The sequence below is a fragment of the Martinezella lusitana genome (genome assembly GCF_900094565.1).
GTDB lineage: Bacteria > Pseudomonadota > Alphaproteobacteria > Rhizobiales > Rhizobiaceae > Rhizobium > Rhizobium lusitanum.
On the sequence record NZ_FMAF01000004.1, the window covers coordinates 1 to 21,700 of the forward strand.

Below are 21,700 nucleotides of genomic sequence, written 5' to 3' on the forward strand. Positions count from 1 at the left end.
CTAGCATTACAGTTGCATATTTCTATAAACTCTGAATCTATGGGTCTCCATGATTCGGAGGTCATGGATGATGGGTGCATCAATCGAGACGACGCTGGAACTTTGGGCATCGTCGCTGCGTGACGTGAAGGCTCGTATGCGGCGACTGTTTACGCAGGAGCGAGTTGCAGCATCTGCGAACCTTTTCCTGGACGGCTTGCTGGGTGACGAGCGGCGAAAGACAGGTTGGATGCGCGCTGAGGCGGCCGGTGATCCCGGTCCGTGGCGGCAGCAAGCCATTTTGGGTCGCGGACGCTGGGACGCGGATGGACTTCGCGACATCGTGCGAGAGTATGTTGTGGAAAACCTCGCCGCCGATGATGCGGTCCTGGTCATCGATGAGACGGGCTTCCTCAAGCAGGGCAAGACATCGTGCGGTGTTTCGCGTCAATATACAGGTTCGGCAGGCAAGATAACGAACTGCCAGATCGGTGTGTTCGCCGCCTATGTGTCCGTTCGCGGTCATGCCTTTATCGATCGAGCCCTGTACTTGCCCAAGAGCTGGACCGGTGATCCGGCAAGGCTTGCAGCCACCCATGTTCCTGAGGCTATAGCCTTCGCTACCAAGCCAGGCCTGGCTGTCGATATGATACGGCGTGCGCTTTCAGCCGATGTGCCGTTTTCATGGGTGGCTGCAGATGCGGTCTATGGCGTCGGGGACGTTGAAGGGACCCTGCGCAGAGCCTGCAAAGGCTACGTTCTTGGGGTTAAATCGGACCACCATTTCGGCTCCTGGTCGGGCAAGCCTCCGGTCGCCGGCACAGCTCAGGAGATCGCCCGTGACCTCGATCCAAAAGCATGGCAGCGTCTTTCCGCCGGTGATGGCACCAAAGGCGCGCGGCTTCATGACTGGGCCTACTGCGAACTCGCCGATCTCCATGCCGACGAATATAACGAGACGGAAACGGGCCTTTGGACCCGTGGCCTCCTGATCCGGCGCAATATCAGCGACGGCGATCTCGCATTCTTCACCACATGGTGCCCGGCCGGAACGGGCATCCAGACGCTCGTTTCCGTTGAAGGCCATCGCTGGGCCATCGAAGATAGCTTCGAGACCGCCAAGAACGAGCTCGGACTCGATCACAACGAAACCCGGTCATGGCATGGCTGGCATCGCCACGTCTCCCTGGTCATGCTCGCCTTCGCCATGATGGCGGTGATCCGGTATCGCGCCAATGACGTGACGCCCCAAAAAAGACCGCGGATGCCGACCATCAGGATTTAATCCGCTGGTCTATCCAGGAAGTCCGGCGCATCGCCACAAGGCTTGCCCAGCGTCGCATAAAGCCCGCCTACGTCATCGCGTGGTCATGCTGGAGGCGCGCCCATCAGGCTGCCGCTCGACGAGCGCATTTGAAAGCGAAAATGCAACTGTAATGCTAGTTCAATAGCGGCGTTACACGGAGTTGCCTATCAGCGCACCGACACCCGCGGTAACGGCCATCGCGATAGCACCCCAGAAAGCGACGCGGACTGTGGGTTTTACTATCTGGGCGCCTCCAGCCCCAGCGCCAATGGCGCCCAACAGCGCGAGAACGACAAGCGACACACCGAACACGGCGGGAACGAGTATATCCTTCGGGGCAAGCTATCCATTCGACGTCCTTTACGCGGCTGCCGCCGCAGCTCACCGGCGTTTACTACCGCACCGCCGTTACGGCCTTGCGTCACGTTACCCCCGTCCTACTGAAACGCATTGGCCGGCACACGGCAACAAGCTTTTTCGACCAACGGGACCGTTCCGACAGCTGAGCTGTCCTCGGCCGTCCTGCGGGATAGTTCGGCGAGCAGAACATCGATGAGACGAGCTGCACTCTCTTCCCATCCGGGGCAGATGATGGCCCTATCAATGTGCCACTTGTCGCCAAACCGACCGGCGGATCGCATGCGGATTTCTCCGGCAAAGTGCCGGCGGGGATTTCTCCGCTCAGAGACACATAGTCTGGTGCGATCAGTCGGAAACCGATGGTAGCGATAAAGTGGATCACCCGCGGCTTGTGTCATGCTAAAAGATTCGCGCAGATCAATCGCCGACCTGATAACTTTACGATGCCCTTCGATACTTTGATCATTGCATCGTTCCCTGGAACAAGGCAGCATATTCTTCCTTGGCGCAGCAGCAGATCAATAGATTTTCGTATTTCTTCTAATCGCTACTTATGCCGGGGGGTGCAGGGCAAAGGGGCTGACACCATAATGGTGACGCGTGCGCAGCAAATTGGCGTCGTTATCGGCCTGGCCTTCGTCACAGCATTGACGATCCTGCGGGCAAGCGATCCTCCGTTGCTAAGGCTCGCCCGCGATTTGACATTTGACCAGTATCAGCGCCTGGTGCCCCGAACTTTTGAGAACCAGCCTGTCCGGGTCATCGACATAGACGAAGCGTCACTGCGCGAGTTCGGTCAATGGCCTTGGCCGAGAAACCGGATTGCCGCCCTTGTGGACAGGCTTTCCGATATGGGCGCGTCGGCTATCGCTTTCGATATCCTCTTCGCCGAGCCCGACCGCCTGTCGCCTCGCAATGTCGTTCGCGATGTCACCGGCATTGATCCCTCACTGCTGGGCAAGCTACCGGATAATGATGAGATTTTTTCCCGATCGCTGTCGGGAAGGCCGATGGTGCTGGGTTTCGGCCTCTCCAACCAGGGAAACTATCTGCCATCGGTGAAGGCAGGCTTTGCCTATACCGGCGAAAGTCCATTCGGTGCGCCGCCCGCAATCAAGGCCGCGACGCCGCTGCAGCCGCAATTGGAAGCCAATGCCGCCGGCCTCGGTCATATCAGCCTCAATCCGGGTGCATCATCAGCAGTGGTGCGCGCAGTTCCGCTTTTCCTCAGCGACGGCAAGCAGCTCTACCCCAATCTAGCGCTCGAAGCGCTCCGTGTCGCACAGGGAGCCTCCACCTACGTACTCGACGCCGCGCCGGACAGGCCGAATACATTGACCCGGGTCAAGATCGGGGATTTCGTGGTGCCGGTAACGGCGGCGGGAGAGCTGTGGCTCTATGTCAGCCCCGACACCACAAAACGGTATATTTCGGCAAGCAAGGTACTCGCGACCGGAGACGCCTCCGCCGATATCAGAACCGCTATCGAAGGCAGTATCGTTTTCGTCGGAACCTCTGCTTCCGGGCTCCAGGATGTCCGCACGACGGCCCTTGGTGAAAACGTGCCGGGTGTCTCCATCCATGCGCAGATCGTCGAGCAGATCCTTTCAGGCCGCTTCCTTTCCCGGCCGGATTGGGCAGACGGGATGGAAATCCTGTCCATCGCCGTGTTGGGCGGCCTTCTGGTGATCCTCACCACCTTCGTCAATCCGGCCGTCGCACTTGCGTGCGGCCTGCTGATTACCTCTTTTGCCCTTGTGGCCTCCTGGCTTGCCTTCCTTTATGGGGGGCTTCTCTTCGACCCGCTGGCACCGATCGTCGCCGGATCGATCACGCATTTCGCTGCGACGGGATTCCGCTTTCTCGTGATCGATCGGGAACGGCGCGACGTGCGGCGAGCTTTCGGCCACTATCTCTCACCATCGCTGCTCCATCGCATCGAGCATACGCGCAATGCCCTGCGCCTTGGAGGAGACGAGCGCGAGCTGACCGTCATGTTCGTCGATGTGCGAAACTTCACCCAGATCAGCGAGGAGATGACACCGAGCGCCGTCGTCGCGTTTCTGAACACGCTGCTCGATGCGCTGAGCCACCATGTCATCGTCAACGAAGGCACGCTCGACAAATTCATCGGAGACTCGATCATGGCCTTCTGGAACGCTCCCGTCGATGTCTCCGACCATGCCGGCAAGGCCGTACGTGCAGCCCTGGGCATGCGGGAAACGCTCGCCCGCCTCAACAACAGCGATGCATTCGGTTTCGGAGACGCGCGGCAGGTCGGAATAGGGATCGGCATACATACGGGGCTTGCATGCGTCGGCAATATGGGCGCCGAGACACGCTTCAACTACACCGCGGTCGGCGATGCCGTGAATATTGCCGCGCGTATCGAATCTACCTGCAAGGACATCAATTTCGACATTCTGGTATCCGAACCGACAGCACGCCTGCTGCCCGATTGCGCCCTGCTCGAGGCGGGAGCGTTGATGCTGAAGGGTAAGAGTATGCGAACCAAACTTTTTGCGGTGGTCGGTGATGCGCGCCTGGCAAAATCTGCTGATTTCGTCGAACTTGAGGCCATGCACAGGCGACTTGTCGCTGCCCTGCGAACACGGTCGACGAGCAGCCGCAAACTTGTCGGCGCCGCAAAACTCAAGGCGCAGGTCGTGACGACAGGACTGTTGCAGGAGTTTTACGGCCAGATTTCGCGCCGTGCCGGACACTTCGTCGACGAGCCCGCAGACAAGGCGGCCGATATTTAGCTGATTTGCAGCCGTCGTCCGCAATTCCGCCTGTGCTACCGACGGTGGTGCCCGCCGTCGTGATCGCCATGATCGCCGTCATGGCCATCGCTGTCTCGGTCGCCCGGATTGTGATCACCCCATCCGTGGTCGCCTCTGCCATGATGATGATCGTGATGATGATCGCCGTCATCGTCGTGCTTTTGCGGTTTGTCGGGCGTGCTTGGCGGATTTGGAACATTCGGCGTGCTGGGAGTTTCCTGCGGAGCAGCAGGCGCCTCGGTGCCTGGCGATTCCGGCGTGTGGGATACGCTGGGTGTATCGGGCTGTGCCGGAGCAGGATTGTTTGCCGGAACGCTGCGTGGAGATACGCCGTTGGGCCGATCTTTCATCGCCGTCGACAGACCGCAGTTGCCGCCAAAACCCATTCGTCCCGAAAGTTGTTGATCCCCGGACAGAAACGGCAAAGCTCGCTGGTTGCCGAGCGTCTTGAGAATGTCGCGGTTGACCCGGCGGGGATCGCTTATCTGACCATTGCGTTTAGCGACAACGCAGTCGCATTGCTGCTTCAACTGCCTGCAGCCACCCGCGCCGCAAAACTGCGCGGCGCCATTCAGAAGAACGACCGCCGTCGTGCCGTTAGCCCCGACATAAAAATCAAATACCGTCCCGCGCACCCCGATCGTTCCGGCGGGCGTCACGATTTGATAGGCTGAAGAGTTTGAATGTCCGCTCATCCAGCGGAAAGTGCCCTTTGCGGCATTTATCGTAAGCTTTTTGACTGAGCCCGAGTCATCGAAAACGAATTTGTCGATGATAACCGACGAACCCGCTCCGACAGCCAGTCTCGTGCCGTCTCGAAATGTGAACTGTCCAAGGCCCGAAAGGGAGGTACGAATTTGCTCGTCCCGGTGGACGGGGTCGTCGACCGCCAGCGGACCGCCTGCGCCCGTAACTTCGGTATTAATCAGCACAGCCTGGCCGACCTTCTCGGCGGCTTTCGAAGACAACGGTGCGAGCAGCATGACGCTCAGCACAACGGTCGCGGCGTGGCGCAGATACAACATCCCACCCTCCAGGCTTATCTATGTTTTAGCATAGGCAATTCTGGAATGCTCATCATCCTTTCTGAGTATAAAGGGCGTAGACTGAGTTATTGCCAGATCGGCTTTGGCCAAAAATCGCGTGTATTTCACCGCTGGTATTCTCACTGAATCTTCTCGACGAACGGTCTACACACCCTATCCGATGGCGTGACATGCCAAAATTCTTCAGCAACGCCCGCCTGAGGAGACCTGTACTTAGCGTTTTGTCAGAACAGGGCATCAAAATTCCGATGTACCACTGATGACACTTTCTTCAATGATCCATATGCTCCCAGCGCCCTATAGGCCTTTCTTCGTTGAAGCAGATGTATCAAGCGAGAGTTCATGAGGGACCGATTTGCGAAAGCGATTTGCGCCGTCATGGAAATCGTCTCATGGATTGACCGGCACGGAAAGGATACGAGATGCGCGCGCCGTCAGGTTCTGTTACGGGACTTTGCTCCGCCTCCGCCACCATGTTCGCGGTAGGGATGGCGTTCCTTGGCTACTGGGGTGTGTATGAGCCCGGGCACTGGCGCAGCTTCGACTATGTCGTCGTGATTTTGGCGCTCATCGGATTTGCAGCGCTTGGCTCGGTGCCTTGGATTGTCACGACCCCTGTTGCCGAAGAGGGCGAGGAGAAGGTCGTAGCCGCCAGGCGAGCGTTGGCGCTGGGAGTCGTCTTGATCTGGCTGTCCGTTCTCGTCGCGGTATTTGCCTAGTCTCGGCCGCTGGTGCACGGATCGGGCCTTAAGGGGAATGGCGACCTTTGAAACGGCTGATTATGCAATCGACCCTACGACGGACGGATTTCGGGCGCGCGCAGTCAAGCATTCGGTTGAGGGCGGCGCAGCCGATGGCGATTTCGGTCTGCTCACCAGTCAGCGACCGTGCCCGCAGACGGCAACCGATGACGGACTTGTATCGCCCTATCGCCGTCTCGGGCAGCCAACGCTTTCCGTAGCCGCGGGAACCCTGCCATTTCATCTGGCCGCCTCTGCTGATAGCAGCGATATGCCGGGATATGCCGGTCCCTTTGTCCGACACGTCCGTCGTCGATTGGTTGACCACGTTGGCGCGAGGCGGAATGACGATGGCCGCCGCCCCGCTATCATCGATAACTGCGTCGTATGCCGGTTTTCCGTCATAGGCACCGTCGAACAGTAAATTGTCCGATCGGATTGCCAATCTGATCGAGTAGTGGCTCAACTTGAGAAACGTCACGGAATAATATTGATCTATTTCATAGTAAAAAATTCGAATTATTCTTAATTATATAATAAATTCAATATGCTCTATCATTTTAACCATCGAAAATTGCAATAAAATTGCACTGATGCGGTTCAATCGGCTATCTAAATTAAATCAGATCCAGACGAATAAATGGACAGATTGCAAACTTTTAGAATTCCCGGATAACGACACATTCCTTAAATATTAGTAAATTATAATCGGAAATTGAGACAATAATTTCCCGCCACGGATACATATAGGTGAAGACTATCAAGTCTTTTTTCCTGTGATCTTTGGTCGTTAGTTAAGTTTGTTGGGAGGGTTTGATGAACATCGCGTTCAAATCTACGACTTTGTCTCTGGAAAATACAGAAAGACGCACAATTCTTGTTGCAGGAGGCGCAGGGTTTCTTGGTTCGCACCTTTGCGACCACCTATTACATGCCGGTCACAAAGTCATTTGTGTAGATAATTTCTCGACCGGACGGATGGAAAATTTATGGCATCTGCTGCGCTTCGACACGTTTAGTTTCATCCGCCACGACATCATCTCGTCGTTCGATGTGCCGGTGGACGAGATCTACAATCTAGCCTGCCCGGCCTCGCCGCCGCACTATCAGGCAGACCCAATCCATACGATGAAAACATGCGTTTTCGGATCGCTGAATCTTCTGGAGCTCGCCGCGCGTCATCAAGCGCGGATATTCCAGGCTTCCACTTCGGAAGTCTATGGAGATCCGCAGGTGCACCCGCAACCGGAGAGTTACTGGGGTAACGTCAATTCCTTCGGTCCACGCTCCTGCTATGACGAAGGCAAGCGTTCTGCAGAGACGCTTTTCCGCGACTTTCACGTAAGGTATGGCGTCGATATCCGGATTGCGCGCATCTTCAATACCTATGGGCCGCGCATGCGCCCTGACGACGGCCGCGTTGTCTCCAATTTCATCGTCCAAGCCCTCAAGGGGCAGGATATTACCGTCTATGGCGACGGCTCGCAGACACGCTCCTTCTGCTACGTCGATGATCTGATCAAGGGCTTCGTCCGGTTGATGGGTGACCAGTCGGCTATTCATACCCCGGTCAATCTTGGCAATCCGGTCGAATTTACCGTGCGCGAGCTTGCCGAACAGATTGTCACGATGACGGGATCCTCGTCGAAAATTGTCTACAAGACACTGCCGATCGACGATCCCCGCCAGCGTCGCCCCGATATCACGGTTGCGAAACGGGAATTGGGCTGGGAGCCGTCGGTTGCGTTGACAGATGGCCTGAAGTCCACCGTTTCCTATTTCGAACGTCAACTGGTTCGGCCCAGCGGCGAGCTTGTCGAGGTTGCGTGATGTCCAGACGCAGAGTACTCGTTGTGGGTGGCGCCGGCTTCATCGGCAGCCACACCGCCAAGCTCCTGTACAAGCAAGGCTTCGAGCCGATTGTCTATGACAATCTTTCGACGGGCCATCTGTCGTCGGTGCGCTGGGGGCCTTTCATCGAGGGGGATATTCTCGACACGCAGTCTCTTGCCGAGACGATCGAGACCTATCGCCCTGTAGCGGTCATACATTTCGCTGCTTCGGCTTATGTCGGCGAGTCTGTCGAAAACCCGGCAAAATACTACGCTAACAACGTGAACGGCACGCATTCATTGCTGGAGGCCTGCCGGCGCGCGGGTGCGGACAAACTGATCTTTTCGTCGAGCTGCGCGGTCTACGGCACTCCTGATCATCTGCCGATCCGCGAATGCGAGACCAGACGCCCGATAAATCCCTATGGCCGGACGAAGCTGATCGCGGAGCACATGCTCGCCGATTATTCGGCGGCTTATGGGCTGCACTATGTGGCGCTGCGCTACTTCAATGCTTCCGGAGCGGATCCGGAACGGGAACTCGGTGAATGGCATGATCCGGAGACACATCTCATCCCCCGCGCACTGCTGGCGGCATCCGGCTCCATCGACGTTCTTGAAGTTTACGGTGATGACTATAACACGCCAGATGGCACATGCATCCGCGATTACATTCATGTCGTCGATCTTGCGCGGGCCCATGTGCTGGCGGTTGAATATCTGCTGGCCGGCGGCGCCGACCTTGCCGTTAATCTGGGCACCGGACACGGAACCTCCATCAAGGAAATTGTGAATGCGATCGGACGCGTTTGCGGGTACCCGGTCCCTGTCGCAATGCGTGCCCGTCGGGCAGGCGATCCACCCGCACTTTATGCAGCTTCGGACCTTGCCGCCGAGAAGCTCGGCTTCCGGGCTCTCTATTCGGATATAGAGACGATCATTCGAACTGCTGCCCCCTTCTTCGGACTGGAGGTGCGGCAATGAACCCTTACAAGACACAGGTTCAAGCCCCGCAGGACGAACCCTTGATGACGCCGGTCCTGCAAGGCTATCGACGCGCCGAATATTTGGTCGGCGCCGCATTATGGGCTGCTGCGCTCGTCTATTTCTGGCGTTGGTGGTTCGAACCAGCACATTATGTGGACCTCTCCGGCTCCATTCTGGTGACCCTGGTGTTGGCTTGGGTCACAATCATTCCCGCCTATTTTATCGTGGTATTCTATCGTGCCCGGAAGCCACACGGGCGCTTGCGCCTGCCCGCCGGCAGCCGCGTCGCCATGGTGGTGACGAAGGCACCATCGGAGCCTTTTGCCGTGGTGGCGCGGACTTTGCGCGCCATGCTGGAGCAAGAGGTGCCGCACGACACCTGGCTTGCCGACGAAGATCCTTCGCCCGCGACGCTCGATTGGTGCCATAGGCATGGCGTTCATGTTTCCACCCGCAAGGGGCGTGAAGACTATCACCGTCAGACATGGCCGCGGCGCACCCGATGCAAGGAAGGCAACCTCGCCTTCTTCTACGATCATTACGGTTATGAAGGCTATGACTTCGTCGTCCAGCTCGATGCCGATCATGTGCCCGAACAAGGGTATCTTTTCCAGATGCTGCGCCCGTTCGCCGATCCGGCGGTCGGTTATGTGTCCGCGCCCAGCATTTGCGATTACAACGCACGTGAAAGCTGGTCGGCGCGTGGGCGCCTCTACGCGGAAGCCAGTATGCATGGATCGCTCCAGGCTGGTTTCAATGGCGGGCTCTCGCCGCTTTGCATCGGCTCGCACTATGCCATTCGCACCGTCGCCCTGCAGAACATCGGCGGCCTTGGCCCTGAACTGGCCGAGGATCATTCGACCACGCTGATGATGAATGCCCACGGCTGGCGCGGCGTTCATGCGCTCGATGCCGTGGCCCATGGCGACGGTCCGCGCACCTTCGCCGATCTCATTACGCAAGAGTTCCAATGGTCGCGCAGCCTGATGATGATCTTGCTGCAATATTCGCCGAAGCTGATCGGACGACTGCCGCTGCGCCTCAAGGCCCAGTTCCTGTTTTCCCAGCTCTGGTATTCTCTTTTTTCGCTGTTCATGGGGCTGATGTTTATCCTGCCCGTGATTGCGCTTTTCCGCGGAAGGAGTTTCGTTGACGTCTCCTACCCCGGTTTTCTGCTGCACTTCGTACCGCAGTCGGTCCTGCTGATCCTGTTCGCCTATCGCTGGCGCAGCACCGGCACGTTCAGGCCGGTGGACGCCAAGATCCTCAGCTGGGAAATGACGCTATTTCTGTTCGCCCGCTGGCCGTGGGCGCTCGCCGGAGGCCTGGCAGCCGTTCGCGACTGGGCAACGGGATCTTTCGTGGATTTTCGCGTCACGCCGAAGGGCACGTCCGAAGTTGATCCGCTGCCTCTGCGAATCCTGGCGGCTTACGGTCTGCTGTCGCTGATTTCCATCCTCCCGGTACTATCCGTCGCTACAGCGGAAGAAACCGGCGGCTTTTACATCTTCGCCACGCTGAATGCCGCCATCTACACGCTGCTCCTGCTCGTCATCATCCTACAGCACACGCGCGAAAACACCGTGTGCGTGAGCAGGCGTTTCTATCGTCCGGTGCTCGCCAGCAGTCTGCTTGCCCTGATCGCCTTGCCATGTGTGGGCACCATCGAACATGGCCATGACGGCATCCGGTCGCTGGCCTGGAATACGGACGGCTACATGCTGTTCGAAGATCGCTTCTCAGTAGCGGGCGCCGGAATCGGCGGACGCGGATTGCACAGGCTGACGTTCAATCCGCGCTGGCGGCTGAGCGACACCGACAACAACGGTTCATGACAAGAAGGACGCCATTGGCGCGAACTCAGATGAAAATAGCTGTTATTGGAACTGGATATGTAGGCTTGGTCAGCGGCACATGCTTTGCCGAATGGGGCAACAATGTCGTCTGCATGGACAAGAACGCTCAAAAGATTGCCGGCCTCCGACAAGGCAGGATGCCGATCTATGAGCCCGGCCTCGACGACCTGGTCAAACGAAACTACGCCGCGGGACGGCTGGACTTCACCTGCGACCTGGCCGAAGCAGTCAAAGGAGCCGCCATCGTCTTCATAGCCGTCGGCACGCCGACACGCGCCGGTCACGAGGATGCCGATCTTTCCTTCGTCTATATGGCAGCGCGCGAGCTCGCGTCGCTCATTGCCGACGACACGGTTGTGGTGGTGAAATCGACGGTGCCTGTCGGAACCGGGGATGTGGTGCAGAGGATCATCGGCTCGGTCCGCAAGGCCGACACCTTCTCCATTGCCTCCAATCCGGAATTCCTGCGCGAAGGCGTCGCCGTCAGTGATTTCCTCGCACCGGATCGCGTCGTCATTGGTGTCGAAGACGAGCGGGCAGGCAAGCGCCTCATCGAACTGTATGAGAGCATGGTCACGCTACAGAATACGCCCGTTATCATCACCATGCGGCGCACTGCCGAACTGATCAAATATGCCGCGAACGCATTTCTGGCCACCAAGATCACTTTCATCAACGAGCTGGCCGATCTGTGCGAACAGGTGGGCAGCAATGTGAGCGACCTGGCGCTCGGCATGGGGCTCGACAAACGCATTGGCGCGAGCTTCCTCACAGCCGGGCCCGGCTATGGTGGCTCCTGCTTTCCGAAGGATACCCTGGCGCTTCTGCGGACGGCGGAGGATTACGGGGTAACACTTGGTATCGTAGAGGAAACCGTTGCTGCCAATGACGCACGCAAGCGGCGCATGGCGCTAAAGGTAGCAGAGGCATTTGGCGGAGACATAGACGGTCTGACCATCGCTGTCCTTGGCCTCACCTTCAAACCCGACACCGACGACATGCGTGATGCACCTTCGGTGCCGCTCATCGAAGCGCTGCAGCGTATGGGAGGCCGCATCCGGGCCTACGATCCCGTCGGCATCGAGAATGCTGCAAAGGTTCTCGACGGAGTCGACTTCTTTGAAGATCCCTATGAATGCGCATGGAATGCCGATGCCGCCGTCATCGTGACGGAGTGGGAGACCATCAAGAAAATCGACCTGGTTCAGCTCAAACATCACCTGCGCCAGCCGGTCCTCATAGACCTGAGAAACGCCTTGGACGCGGACGCCGCCGAAGAACTCGGATTTCACATTTCGGCCGTGGGCCGGCCTGCCAGCACCGACGGCAGCCTACAGGAAATCGTCAAGCGACGAGACAGACGGCAGGCAGTCAAAACAGAAACGGTAGAGCTCGTCTCAATTGCAATGCGGGGGAAATAAGATGAAGCCATCAAACAACAAGACCACCTTTGCCCGTGTAACAGCGACGGCATTCGCTATCGCCATGGGAATTGCAGGGTGGAGCAATGCTACCGCCGCCGTTGCAGGCACAAAACTGCCTGAAGGTACAAGGCTCATGACGGCGTTCGAACTCTACACGCTCTATCGTGACAAAACCTGGCAGTGGCCCGATGGCGCCGGGCGAATGCAGAATACCGATCGCCGGTTTTCCGCCTGGGTCGACGGAACAGGAGGCCAATCCTGGGCTGAAGGTCGGTGGATCGTGACGGATACAGGCCTCTTGTGCTTCGAGGCGGCCTGGCATGCGACAAACGGCAAGTTTCCAGCCAAAACCTGCTTCATTCATCGAATTCAGGATGGGACTATCTACCAGAAGCGTGAGGCAGGCGGGGCCTGGTACGTGTTTCGCCATGCTGTAGCCAAACAAACCGATGAGGCGGCGAAATTAATCGCCGACGATCTGGTCTCGCAGCGACTAGAGGTGGTGAAAGCCACCTTAGACGCGCACAAGACCGAATAAGGAGGAGTCAATCCAATGAGAACCCTAACCAAACTAACGGCAGCTATGCTTGGCACCGTCGCGCTCTGCGGCGTGGTCTACGCGGCCGGCGATGTTCTTGACGCACGGGCCGAGAGCCTGTTCCACGACAAGAGGCCGATCATCACACCGCAATCGCTTGCTTCCGGTGCCTATGATCCAAATGGGGACTTTACCAATGACCCCGACCCCAAGATCGAGCATCTCTTCCTCCCTTGGGAGGATGTCGATCTCTCAACCCTGAGCACGGCAAATGACTATGCACGCAAGCGCGGCCGTTCATTGCTGATTACGGTTGAGCCCTGGTCCTGGGCCCGCGACTGGCGCGTGGCACCGGACGATCTTCTCAACGGAATTCTGGCGGGTCGCTACGATGCCAACATGGCAGCGATATGCTCCACGGCAGCCAAGCTCGACAGGCCCGTCACCATCCGCTGGGCGCAGGAAATGGATGAAAAGAACGGGCAATTCACCTGGGCCTACTGGAAGCCGGACGGCTATATAAAAGCATATCGGCACGCCATCACCGTATGCCGCCAATATCTTCCGTCGGCCAAGTACATGTGGTCGCCAATGGGAAAAGAGGGGCTCGAAGCCTACTATCCCGGCAATCAATATGTTGATGTCATCGGGCTTTCGGTGTTCGGCTACCAGCCGTTCGATCAACGCAAGCTCGGACGGGATTCGACGTTCGTGGAAGCAACCAAGCCCGGCTACAACCGCGTCAAGGCCTTCAAGAAGCCGATCGTTATTGCCGAGTTGGGTTATCAGGGAAATGAGGCCTATGTTCACGCATGGGCTGAGGAAGCCGCCAAACCGCACGCCGAATTTCCCGACCTGACAGCAGTCGTCTATTTCAACGACCGTGAAGTCTATCCCTGGCCGGATGGCCTGGGTCGGCCGGACTGGCGCGTTGCCAGCCCTCTGTTGAACTGACTGCCGCGGCGAACAGTTGAAGGAGAAACAAAATGTTTTCGTTCCGTTTCGTCATCTTAAACGCCGCGATCTCGATGTTGTTGCTGACCGGCCCGGCAAACGCCGCAACACAACATCAAATCGATAGACTGACCGCACGCGCGGCCAGTCAAGCAGATCCGATGAGCGCCGCCGCTCTAAAAAGACTCTATTCGGGGCGCTCCTGGATCTGGAAGGATGGTGCAGGGTTCTTCTCCCGTAACCACAACCATTTTACCGCCTGGTCGCACAAGGGTTCCCAAAAATCCTATGCAAAAGGCACCTGGTATGTGACCGATCGCGGCAAGCTCTGCATGAGTGCCTTATGGTACAGCGGAAAAACTGCTGCACGCAATGTTTCCTGCTTTCTGCATCGTGAGAAAGCCGGGATAATCTATCAGAAACGAGCGTCAGGCGGAAAATGGTATGTGTTCCGTCATAATCCAATCAAGCATGATGACGAGGTTCTGAAACTGCGACGGGGCGATAATGTCCGCAAACATCTGCCCGGTTGAAGTTGAATACTCAAATAGGGGCCATCGCTAGGATGGATGGACAGCCTGCTCGCTATCAGTTCTGTCCGAGTACCATCCGAGAAGCAACCCCTATTCTCTTTCGAGAGCAGTCTGAGGGAGCGCTGGGCTTACCTCAAAAAGCACTGCGATTGTGACAATGCGATGTTCTGCCGAAGCCGCTAGGCGTGCAAACATACGGCGCACCCTTAAAGTATTCCTCGGAAGAAATTTTGGTCGTCTTTGCCAGTGAACTTCCACTATAGAAGACGACATTATTCTTTTCGTATTTCTTCATATACAGTTGAATGGTCTTCTGCTTTGCATGCGCAAGTTCAGACGCGTTCGCATTGGCAGACAGAGCTAACGGGAAGGCAATCAGAAAAATTGCTGATATGGAACGTTTAATCCAATGACGATTGCGGCGTGCATTACAGAAATTTCGATTGGAATTCATAAGCTCCCCCTCGGTTAATCGCTTTTCTTCACCAATCCTGACAAAAATCATTGATGCGAACGCCATAAATACCCTGAACAAATTAATGAATTCGCCTGATTTCTTGTGTAAGCCTCAAGCTGGAAGCAATCGCAGCCGCCTGCCTCGACAGTTGCCGCGACTTCCACTGCAGTGACAGCTTTGGCATCGGTGACCACCACCAGCGCGCCTTCATCGGCCCGCCGGCGGGGAAATCGCCGACCCGATGCCACCGCCCCACTGGTCCTTACAGCAAGTTTTTCGATAAATCTCCTCATTTTCTCCGCTTCTCGAAAGTCTTGCACAGCGGGCGAACCGGCCAAACGCGGAAACGTTCAGCATGCTCAGCCGAGAGTTCGCCACAAGGGGCGGCCTGAATGAGCAGGTTCTGTCGGATCTCGAGACGAAAGCCAGAGATCGCCGCAACGCCGATATCGAGTTCCCAACACTCGGACAGCATCCCCTCTGCCATCCGTAAAATGCCGTCATCGCGGCTGGATCGGCCGTTCTTGATGAGGTAAGCAGGACCATCAAATTAGCGATTGAATTCGTCAGTTTGATAGAAGCAAGACACCTCCAGGCGGATTTCACGCTTGCCGTGTAAATCAAAATGATCTGAAAATGAAGTATGATCCGTTAGACCACGTTGCGGCACATTTTTTGCGGGATTTACAACCTAGACGGGTTGCTTCTCGCAACGAACGCGACCTGTTGCGGCTGATCTGGAAATCTCCCGGGATTGAGCGTTCTGACCTGACCGAACCGCTCGACCTTACCCAGCAATCTCTGCATAGGATTGTCGCGCGGCTTCACGACCGAGGAATGATTGCTTTTTCCCCGTCAGAGAACCGACGCCCTGGACCACCCAGTCCGGAGCTAAGCCTGCAAAAGGATTGGTGTTTGACGCTCGGCATCTCCATAAATGTCGGTTCGATCGGCCTCTGCCTCATGGGATTCGGAGAGCCTTTGGAGAACACGGAAATTCCACAGGCTGGATCCTCGCTGTCCGAGGAGATGGACCGAATTGGCGCGGCGGTCAAAGACATTCTCGCCCGCCGAAGCGCCAATCGGCGGGATGTCCTCGGCGTTGGTCTTGCCGTCGCCGGTCACCGTATGCTGGAGTCGGCGTTTAATTGCCCCCTGCCGCTCGCCCATTGGTCACTGATCGACCTGGCTCCTTTGCTTGGAGCAAAACTCGGCTTGCCGATCTGGGCGGACAATGTCGCCAGAACAGCAGCTTTAGCGGAGGCAATCTTCGGTGTCGGCCGCGAGGTTGCGGATTTCGCTTATATTGCCCATCTTCATGGCTACGGCGGCGGCCTGGTTTCCGGAGGCATGCCATTTCGCGGCAGTTTCGGAAACGCGGGCGAATTTTCCGTTCTCTTTGGGCAGCAGGATTACGAGGAGCGTCCTGCTCCTAGCCTTTTGCTTCGGCATCTTCACGCCAACGGCCGCCCGGACTTGACGCTGAAGGACTTGAAAAGCGAAGATTTGGCGCAATGGCAGGGTGTTGCGGAGTGGGTAGACCGCGTCGCACCGGCGCATAATCGCACCGTCAACGCGCTCTGCGCGGTATTTGACCCCGCCTTGATCGTCCTTGGCGGTGAACTCCCGCATTCACTGGCAAGAATGCTTATCGAACGGACTGAAATTAATAATCTACCTCGGCATGGCGCCTTACGCGACGTCCCCAAGCTTGCCGTGGCGGAGGTAATTGATGCCCCTGGCGCAATCGGAGCGGCCTTGATCCCTCTATTCGAGACCGTCTTGTGATAGGCAAGCATCGTCTTCCAGGTATCCACGCCGGAAATCGCCAGTTGTAGCAGCGCAAGAAATGATGAGTATTTAATTTTTCTAATTTAAAGAATAGGCGACAAAGGCAACAAGATTTGATAGATTTACGATAGCCGGTTGCGGTTTGGCGTGTAGATAAAAATTTGCCAGGCGTCTTTGCACCGCTAGCCGGATTATGGCGTAGGAGGAGAGACGCTATGGCGACATTCCATGTCATGGCCGGTGCGAGCGGTGAATTTACGCGCCCGGAAGTCCGGAAGATAGGTGTCGCGGATCTTGTCGATGCGCTGAAGTCGGGGCTTAATGACTTTGGAGAGAAGCCATCTCATTACGTTTTTCTCTGTCTTATGTATCCGATCGCGGGCATTTTTCTGGCCATGTGGAGTTCCGGCGCTGACCTGCTGCCGCTGCTTTATCCCTTGATATCAGGCTTTGCGCTCATTGGTCCGATTGCGGCCCTCGGCCTTTATGAAATCAGTCGACGCCGCGAGCAGGGATTGGATAGCTCATGGCATCACGCCCTGGAGGTCCGTCACTCGCCGGCGCTGCCGTCGATCATTGCGGTAGGCCTCATGCTGTTGGCGCTTTTCGTCGCCTGGCTGATTATCGCACAGCGCATCTACACCATGACCTTCGACGAGGCAGGCCTCACCTCGATCTCGACCTTCCTGTCAGACGTGCTGACGACCCCGCGAGGCCTCTCACTTATGCTTTGGGGAAATCTGGCCGGTTTCATTTTCGCAATAATAGTGCTGGCGACGACGGTAGTGACCTTCCCGCTGATGCTGGATCGGGATGTCGGCGCAATTGCAGCCGTGGACGCGAGCATACGCGCTACGCTTAGCAATCCAGGACCAGTTGCACTTTGGGGGTTGATTGTCGCGGCGCTGCTCGTCGTCGGCACTATCCCGATTTTTGCCGGCCTTGCGGTCGTCATGCCAATCCTCGGGCATTCGACCTGGCACCTGTATCGAAAATTGATTGCACCCGTCTATCCGAACCGCATGCCTTGAATTCACAAAGGAAATTTACCCAGAGATCATCGTCCGAGCCGTTGCGATCTGCATGATGGGAGTCGTGTTGGTTGGGTTAGCGATGAAGAGAATGAGGATTGCCATGTCTTACCGTTTTCTTCCGATCTGTCTGCTTTTCGCCATTGCCATCCCGCTTGACGCTACGGCGCAGGAGGGCGACGCCACCGCAGGGGCCACCGTTTTCAAGAAATGCGCCATTTGCCACATAGCCGAAACCGACCAGAACAAGGTCGGCCCTTCGCTGAACGGTCTGTTCGGCAGAACCGCTGGAACACATCCAAATTTCGCCTATTCGCCGGCGATGCAGGAGGCGGGCAAGGCCGGCCTCGTATGGAACGAGACGTCGCTCCGCGATTATTTGCACGACCCCAAGGCGAAAGTGAAGGGCACGAAAATGACTTTCGTCGGGTTGAAGGACGATACCGAGATTACCAATCTGATCGCCTATCTGAAGCAGTACTCCAAATAGCGAAATGCCAAGCGTGGACGAGCTGTTTCCCGCGTTGCCGGTTGGATCGGGGGGCTCGGCTCAGCAACCTGACGCCGCCCATCCGTTCCCGCGGCGCCGATATGCCCCGGGCGTTTTGCCGGGATGAACCGCTGCCGTTACCGCAATTGCTCGCCTGACTTGTTCATGAGATAATACTAAAACGCTTCGCGATGGGATTGTGGAAATATTCGCTGCCGGGTCACGGAGGAGACGATGGCTGTCGTAGTGATTCTCGTTCTGCTGGTGGTGGGATCGATTGCGTTCCATCTGCTTAGCCCATGGTGGTGGACGCCGATCGCGTCGAACTGGAGCTACATCGACAATACGATTGTCATCACGTTCTGGATCACCGGCTTTGTTTTCACGGCTGTCGTGTTGTTCATAGCCTATTGCGTCCTCCGCTTCAGACACCGCGCCGGAAATCAGGCGGCATACCAGCCCGAAAACAAGCGGTTGGAATGGTGGCTCGCGGCGGGGACTGCGATCGGGGTGGCTGCAATGCTCGCGCCGGGGCTCTTCGTGTGGAAACAGTTCGTTACGGTCCCGGCCGATGCCAGCGAGGTTGAAGTCGTCGCTCAGCAATGGCAATGGAGCTTCCGGCTGCCGGGCGCCGACGGGCGGCTCGGTCGGGCGGACACGCGCGATGTGACCCCGGACAATCCGCTCGGCTTGAACAAGAGCGATCCCGCCGGAATGGACGACGTCATCGTCGAAGGCGGTGAACTGCATTTGCCCGCAGACAAGCCGGTAAAAATGCTTCTGCGCTCGATCGACGTCGTGCACGATTTCTACGTGCCGGAATTCCGGGCCAAGATGGACATGATCCCTGGTACGGTCACCTATTATTGGTTCACGCCGACACGGACAGGAACATTCGAGGTTCTCTGTGCAGAATTGTGCGGCGTCGGTCATCCGCAGATGCGCGGCACCGTTATCGTCGATACCGAGACCGCCTATCAAGCCTGGCTGCAGCAGCAACCGACTTTCTCGAAATCACTGGCGTCGGCGGAAAAGTCGGCGGCCAAATAAATGCCATGCGTACTTGAGGGGAAAAGCCGCATCGGAGGGAACAGGGAGGATGGAATATGGTCGACATTGGATCCGGCGCTGGGCAGGTCATCCAGCCCGCTGAAGTCGAGGACGTGGAGCTTTATCATCCGAAAAGCTGGTGGACGAAATATGTCTTCAGCCAAGATGCCAAGATCATCGCCATTCAGTATTCCTTGACCGCTATCTCGATCGGCATGGTGGCGTTGGTGCTGTCCTGGCTGATGCGGCTGCAACTCGGGTTTCCCGGCTACTTTTCGTTTATCGACGCGGAACATTATTATCAGTTCATCACCATGCACGGCATGATCATGGTGATCTACCTGCTGACGGCACTGTTCCTCGGCGGTTTCGGCAACTATCTCATCCCCTTGATGCTCGGCGCCCGCGACATGGTGTTCCCCTATGCGAACATGCTGAGCTATTGGCTCTATCTGCTCGCAGTCATCGTCCTGGTCGTCGGCTTCTTTGCGCCCGGCGGGCCGACGGGCGCCGGCTGGACGCTGTATCCGCCGCAGGCTCTTTTATCGGGGACGCCGGGAGGGCGTGATTGGGGCATCATCCTGATGCTGTCATCGCTGATCCTGTTCATCATCGGCTTCACCATGGGTGGGCTGAATTATGTCGTCACCGTGCTGCAAGGACGCACCCGGGGCATGACGCTGATGAGAATGCCATTGACAGTATGGGGTATATTCACTGCGACCGTCATGGCGCTGCTTGCCTTCCCGGCCCTCTTCGTCGCCGCTGTCATGATGTTGTTCGACCGGTTGCTGGGTACCAGTTTCTTCATGCCCGCCATCGTCGAGATGGGCGAACAGTTGAAGCAAGGGGGCGGCAGTCCCATCCTGTTCCAACATCTGTTCTGGTTCTTCGGCCACCCTGAAGTCTATATCGTCGCACTTCCTGCCTTTGGCATCGTCTCGGATCTGATCAGCACCCATGCGCGCAAGAACATCTTCGGCTACCGGATGATGGTCTGGGCGATCGTCATCATCGCAGCACTAAGCTTCGTCGTATGGGCACATCATATGTATGTGAGCGGCATGAATCCGAACTTCGGGTTCTTTTTCGCGACCACGACGTTGATCATTGCCATCCCGACGGCGCTCAAGGTCTACAACTGGGTGCTGACGCTTTGGCGCGGCGATATCCATCTGACATTGCCGATGCTGTTTGCCCTGGCCTTCATCGTCACATTCATCAATGGCGGATTGACCGGTCTATTTCTCGGCAATGTCGTTGTGGACGTGCCGCTTTCGGATACCATGTTCGTCGTTGCCCATTTCCATATGGTGATGGGGGTCGCACCGATCCTGGTGATCTTCGGCGCAATCCACCATTGGTATCCGAAAGTCACGGGTCGCATGCTGAACGTGGTGATGGGTCATATCCACTTCTGGATCACCTTTCTCGGCGCCTATGCGATCTTCTTCCCGATGCACTATCTCGGCCTGATGGGCGTGCCGCGCCGCTATTACGAGCTGGGCGAAACTGCTTTCATTCCACCATCGGCGCACACGCTGAACATGTTCATCACCGTCGCCGCGCTGGTCGTCGGCGCCGCTCAAATTCTGTTCCTGTTCAACCTCGCCTGGAGCCTTCGCTGGGGCAGGCCAGCGGGCGGCAACCCGTGGCGGGCAACGACATTGGAATGGCAAACGCCGCAAACGCCGCCGGTTCACGGAAATTGGGGCAAGGAGCTGCCCATCGTCTATCGTTGGCCATATGATTATAGCGTTCCCGGAGCGGACCAGGACTTCCTGCCGCAAAACCAGCCGGCTTTGGGCGAGCCGTCCGAGAGAGTGTCGCCATGAGCGCCATTCTCATTTTTCTGGCCGGGGTCGCCGGCATCATTGCCTGGTGGATGGCAAGGCAGCGGCTGACCTCCAAGCCCTGGCTGGAAGTGGGTCTGGCAGGCGATGCGCCGGAGATGCAGGGATCATCGGCGACAATAGCGAAACTCGGGCTCGGCATTTTTCTTGCCGTCATCGGTGCGCTGTTCACGCTCCTTATCAGCGCCTATCTCAGCCGCATGGGCGGCGCCGACTGGTGGGCCATCCCGATCCCGCGGCTGCTATGGGTGAATACGGCGGCCCTCGCCGCCAGCAGCGTGGCGCTGCAATGGGCGAAAACCGAAGCCCGCCTTGATCGCGGCGAGATGCTGAACACAGCTCTTGCGGTGGCGTTCGTGCTGGCCGTTCTTTTTCTCGCCGGGCAGGTTTTGGCGTGGCGACAACTGGTGTCGGCAGGCTATCTGCTCGCCGACAACCCATCAAACAGCTTCTTCTACATGATCACCGGATTGCATGGTCTGCACATTCTGGGCGGGCTTTTCGTACTCGGACGGACCGTAATTCGCGCCCGGATCAGTCCTGTGCTGACTGGAGTTCGCCTGAGCGTGGATCTATGCGCCATCTATTGGCATTTCATGCTCGCTGTCTGGCTGATCCTTTTTGCGCTCTTTGCCGGCTGGGCGAATAGTTTCGTCGATCTCTGCCGTCAATTGGTCACCTGAGGAGTTT

The 21,700-nt window shown here is 57.2% G+C and carries 19 protein-coding genes and 3 pseudogenes; 17 read left to right on the forward strand and 5 right to left on the reverse strand.

What is annotated here, in order from left to right; all coding sequences use genetic code 11:
• The first annotated feature begins 49 nt into the window (after positions 1–49).
• Positions 50–1,264: an IS701 family transposase gene (locus GA0061101_RS09380; RefSeq protein ID WP_092573555.1), complete on the forward strand. Its 1,215-nt coding sequence runs from the start codon at positions 50–52 to the stop codon at positions 1,262–1,264.
• A 171-nt stretch (positions 1,265–1,435) separates the two neighbouring features.
• Here GA0061101_RS09380 and GA0061101_RS40040 read toward each other — a convergent pair.
• Positions 1,436–1,627 (reverse strand): annotated as a pseudogene (locus GA0061101_RS40040) (VIT1/CCC1 transporter family protein); the annotation flags it as partial.
• Positions 1,628–2,235: 608 nt separating this feature from the next.
• Here GA0061101_RS40040 and GA0061101_RS09395 point away from each other — a divergent pair.
• Positions 2,236–4,407, forward strand: coding sequence for a CHASE2 domain-containing protein (locus tag GA0061101_RS09395; RefSeq protein ID WP_174157170.1), 2,172 nt, complete (start codon positions 2,236–2,238; stop codon positions 4,405–4,407).
• 35 nt (positions 4,408–4,442) lie between these two features.
• On the opposite strand, the gene GA0061101_RS09400 is transcribed toward GA0061101_RS09395, so the two are convergent.
• Positions 4,443–5,453 (reverse strand): FecR family protein, encoded by a 1,011-nt coding sequence (locus GA0061101_RS09400; protein ID WP_092573557.1) that lies wholly within the window; start codon positions 5,451–5,453, stop codon positions 4,443–4,445.
• A gap of 443 nt (positions 5,454–5,896) precedes the next feature.
• Here GA0061101_RS09400 and GA0061101_RS09405 point away from each other — a divergent pair, with 443 nt between their 5' ends.
• Positions 5,897–6,193, forward strand: a complete 297-nt coding sequence (locus GA0061101_RS09405) for a hypothetical protein (RefSeq protein WP_092573558.1) — start codon at positions 5,897–5,899, stop codon at positions 6,191–6,193.
• A 28-nt stretch (positions 6,194–6,221) separates the two neighbouring features.
• On the opposite strand, the pseudogene GA0061101_RS09410 reads toward GA0061101_RS09405, so the two are convergent.
• A pseudogene (locus tag GA0061101_RS09410) lies at positions 6,222–6,693 on the reverse strand (transposase); the annotation flags it as partial.
• A gap of 337 nt (positions 6,694–7,030) precedes the next feature.
• Here GA0061101_RS09410 and GA0061101_RS09415 point away from each other — a divergent pair.
• From GA0061101_RS09415 to GA0061101_RS09445, 7 genes are all read left to right on the forward strand, one after another.
• Positions 7,031–8,044, forward strand: a complete 1,014-nt coding sequence (locus GA0061101_RS09415; RefSeq protein WP_092573559.1) for a UDP-glucuronic acid decarboxylase family protein — start codon at positions 7,031–7,033, stop codon at positions 8,042–8,044.
• Complete coding sequence (galE, locus tag GA0061101_RS09420; protein ID WP_047638545.1) at positions 8,044–9,030, forward strand: UDP-glucose 4-epimerase GalE; 987 nt, start codon at positions 8,044–8,046, stop codon at positions 9,028–9,030. Before GA0061101_RS09415 ends, galE begins: the two co-directional genes overlap by 1 nt.
• Positions 9,027–10,868, forward strand: coding sequence for a glycosyltransferase family 2 protein (locus tag GA0061101_RS09425; RefSeq protein ID WP_092573560.1), 1,842 nt, complete (start codon positions 9,027–9,029; stop codon positions 10,866–10,868). The genes galE and GA0061101_RS09425 overlap by 4 nt, the downstream gene beginning before the upstream one ends.
• Before the next feature lie 29 nt (positions 10,869–10,897).
• Positions 10,898–12,310, forward strand: coding sequence for a UDP-glucose dehydrogenase family protein (locus GA0061101_RS09430; RefSeq protein WP_092573561.1), 1,413 nt, complete (start codon positions 10,898–10,900; stop codon positions 12,308–12,310).
• Between the two features lie 64 nt (positions 12,311–12,374).
• The gene (locus GA0061101_RS09435; protein WP_376774271.1) at positions 12,375–12,851 is read left to right on the forward strand and encodes a DUF995 domain-containing protein; all 477 of its coding nucleotides are present in this window, start codon (positions 12,375–12,377) and stop codon (positions 12,849–12,851) included.
• Between the two features lie 15 nt (positions 12,852–12,866).
• Positions 12,867–13,805: a glycoside hydrolase family 26 protein gene (locus tag GA0061101_RS09440; protein WP_047554906.1), complete on the forward strand. Its 939-nt coding sequence runs from the start codon at positions 12,867–12,869 to the stop codon at positions 13,803–13,805.
• 32 nt (positions 13,806–13,837) lie between these two features.
• The gene (locus GA0061101_RS09445; protein WP_047554901.1) at positions 13,838–14,338 is read left to right on the forward strand and encodes a DUF995 domain-containing protein; all 501 of its coding nucleotides are present in this window, start codon (positions 13,838–13,840) and stop codon (positions 14,336–14,338) included.
• Between the two features lie 133 nt (positions 14,339–14,471).
• Here GA0061101_RS09445 and GA0061101_RS09450 read toward each other — a convergent pair whose 3' ends face one another.
• Complete coding sequence (locus tag GA0061101_RS09450; RefSeq protein WP_244655269.1) at positions 14,472–14,843, reverse strand: hypothetical protein; 372 nt, start codon at positions 14,841–14,843, stop codon at positions 14,472–14,474.
• The gene (locus tag GA0061101_RS38565) at positions 14,840–15,088 is read right to left on the reverse strand and encodes a hypothetical protein (protein ID WP_141694059.1); all 249 of its coding nucleotides are present in this window, start codon (positions 15,086–15,088) and stop codon (positions 14,840–14,842) included. Before GA0061101_RS38565 ends, GA0061101_RS09450 begins: the two co-directional genes overlap by 4 nt.
• A 2-nt stretch (positions 15,089–15,090) precedes the next feature.
• Here GA0061101_RS38565 and GA0061101_RS40045 point away from each other — a divergent pair.
• From GA0061101_RS40045 to GA0061101_RS09480, 7 genes and pseudogenes are all read left to right on the forward strand, one after another.
• Positions 15,091–15,219 (forward strand): annotated as a pseudogene (locus GA0061101_RS40045) (pyrroline-5-carboxylate reductase); the annotation flags it as partial.
• Between the two features lie 212 nt (positions 15,220–15,431).
• Complete coding sequence (locus GA0061101_RS09455) at positions 15,432–16,583, forward strand: ROK family transcriptional regulator (protein WP_092573562.1); 1,152 nt, start codon at positions 15,432–15,434, stop codon at positions 16,581–16,583.
• A 218-nt stretch (positions 16,584–16,801) separates the two neighbouring features.
• Positions 16,802–17,617 (forward strand): DUF2189 domain-containing protein, encoded by an 816-nt coding sequence (locus tag GA0061101_RS09460; RefSeq protein ID WP_047554895.1) that lies wholly within the window; start codon positions 16,802–16,804, stop codon positions 17,615–17,617.
• 103 nt (positions 17,618–17,720) lie between these two features.
• Positions 17,721–18,107, forward strand: a complete 387-nt coding sequence (locus GA0061101_RS09465) for a c-type cytochrome (protein ID WP_037200477.1) — start codon at positions 17,721–17,723, stop codon at positions 18,105–18,107.
• 234 nt (positions 18,108–18,341) lie between these two features.
• Positions 18,342–19,157, forward strand: coding sequence for a cytochrome c oxidase subunit II (locus tag GA0061101_RS09470; RefSeq protein ID WP_037200479.1), 816 nt, complete (start codon positions 18,342–18,344; stop codon positions 19,155–19,157).
• 56 nt (positions 19,158–19,213) lie between these two features.
• Entirely contained in the window at positions 19,214–20,992 is a 1,779-nt protein-coding gene (locus GA0061101_RS09475) for a cbb3-type cytochrome c oxidase subunit I (protein WP_037200480.1), read from the forward strand.
• Positions 20,989–21,693 carry a cytochrome c oxidase subunit 3 gene (locus GA0061101_RS09480; protein ID WP_047554892.1) on the forward strand — a complete coding sequence of 235 codons (705 nt, stop codon included), beginning with the start codon at positions 20,989–20,991 and terminating at the stop codon, positions 21,691–21,693. Before GA0061101_RS09475 ends, GA0061101_RS09480 begins: the two co-directional genes overlap by 4 nt.
• The last annotated feature ends 7 nt before the right edge of the window (positions 21,694–21,700 follow it).

Bases quoted from the DNA above. Each gene is read 5' to 3' on its own strand.
- GA0061101_RS09380 (WP_092573555.1), top strand. From the start codon at position 50: ATGATTCGGAGGTCATGGATGATGGGTGCATCAATCGAGACGACGCTG.
- GA0061101_RS09395 (WP_174157170.1), top strand. From the start codon at position 2,236: ATGGTGACGCGTGCGCAGCAAATTGGCGTCGTTATCGGCCTGGCCTTC.
- GA0061101_RS09400 (WP_092573557.1), bottom strand. From the start codon at position 5,453: ATGTTGTATCTGCGCCACGCCGCGACCGTTGTGCTGAGCGTCATGCTG.
- GA0061101_RS09405 (WP_092573558.1), top strand. From the start codon at position 5,897: ATGCGCGCGCCGTCAGGTTCTGTTACGGGACTTTGCTCCGCCTCCGCC.
- GA0061101_RS09415 (WP_092573559.1), top strand. From the start codon at position 7,031: ATGAACATCGCGTTCAAATCTACGACTTTGTCTCTGGAAAATACAGAA.
- galE (WP_047638545.1), top strand. From the start codon at position 8,044: ATGTCCAGACGCAGAGTACTCGTTGTGGGTGGCGCCGGCTTCATCGGC.
- GA0061101_RS09425 (WP_092573560.1), top strand. From the start codon at position 9,027: ATGAACCCTTACAAGACACAGGTTCAAGCCCCGCAGGACGAACCCTTG.
- GA0061101_RS09430 (WP_092573561.1), top strand. From the start codon at position 10,898: ATGAAAATAGCTGTTATTGGAACTGGATATGTAGGCTTGGTCAGCGGC.
- GA0061101_RS09435 (WP_376774271.1), top strand. From the start codon at position 12,375: ATGGGAATTGCAGGGTGGAGCAATGCTACCGCCGCCGTTGCAGGCACA.
- GA0061101_RS09440 (WP_047554906.1), top strand. From the start codon at position 12,867: ATGAGAACCCTAACCAAACTAACGGCAGCTATGCTTGGCACCGTCGCG.
- GA0061101_RS09445 (WP_047554901.1), top strand. From the start codon at position 13,838: ATGTTTTCGTTCCGTTTCGTCATCTTAAACGCCGCGATCTCGATGTTG.
- GA0061101_RS09450 (WP_244655269.1), bottom strand. From the start codon at position 14,843: ATGATTTTTGTCAGGATTGGTGAAGAAAAGCGATTAACCGAGGGGGAG.
- GA0061101_RS38565 (WP_141694059.1), bottom strand. From the start codon at position 15,088: ATGAGGAGATTTATCGAAAAACTTGCTGTAAGGACCAGTGGGGCGGTG.
- GA0061101_RS09455 (WP_092573562.1), top strand. From the start codon at position 15,432: ATGAAGTATGATCCGTTAGACCACGTTGCGGCACATTTTTTGCGGGAT.
- GA0061101_RS09460 (WP_047554895.1), top strand. From the start codon at position 16,802: ATGGCGACATTCCATGTCATGGCCGGTGCGAGCGGTGAATTTACGCGC.
- GA0061101_RS09465 (WP_037200477.1), top strand. From the start codon at position 17,721: ATGTCTTACCGTTTTCTTCCGATCTGTCTGCTTTTCGCCATTGCCATC.
- GA0061101_RS09470 (WP_037200479.1), top strand. From the start codon at position 18,342: ATGGCTGTCGTAGTGATTCTCGTTCTGCTGGTGGTGGGATCGATTGCG.
- GA0061101_RS09475 (WP_037200480.1), top strand. From the start codon at position 19,214: ATGGTCGACATTGGATCCGGCGCTGGGCAGGTCATCCAGCCCGCTGAA.
- GA0061101_RS09480 (WP_047554892.1), top strand. From the start codon at position 20,989: ATGAGCGCCATTCTCATTTTTCTGGCCGGGGTCGCCGGCATCATTGCC.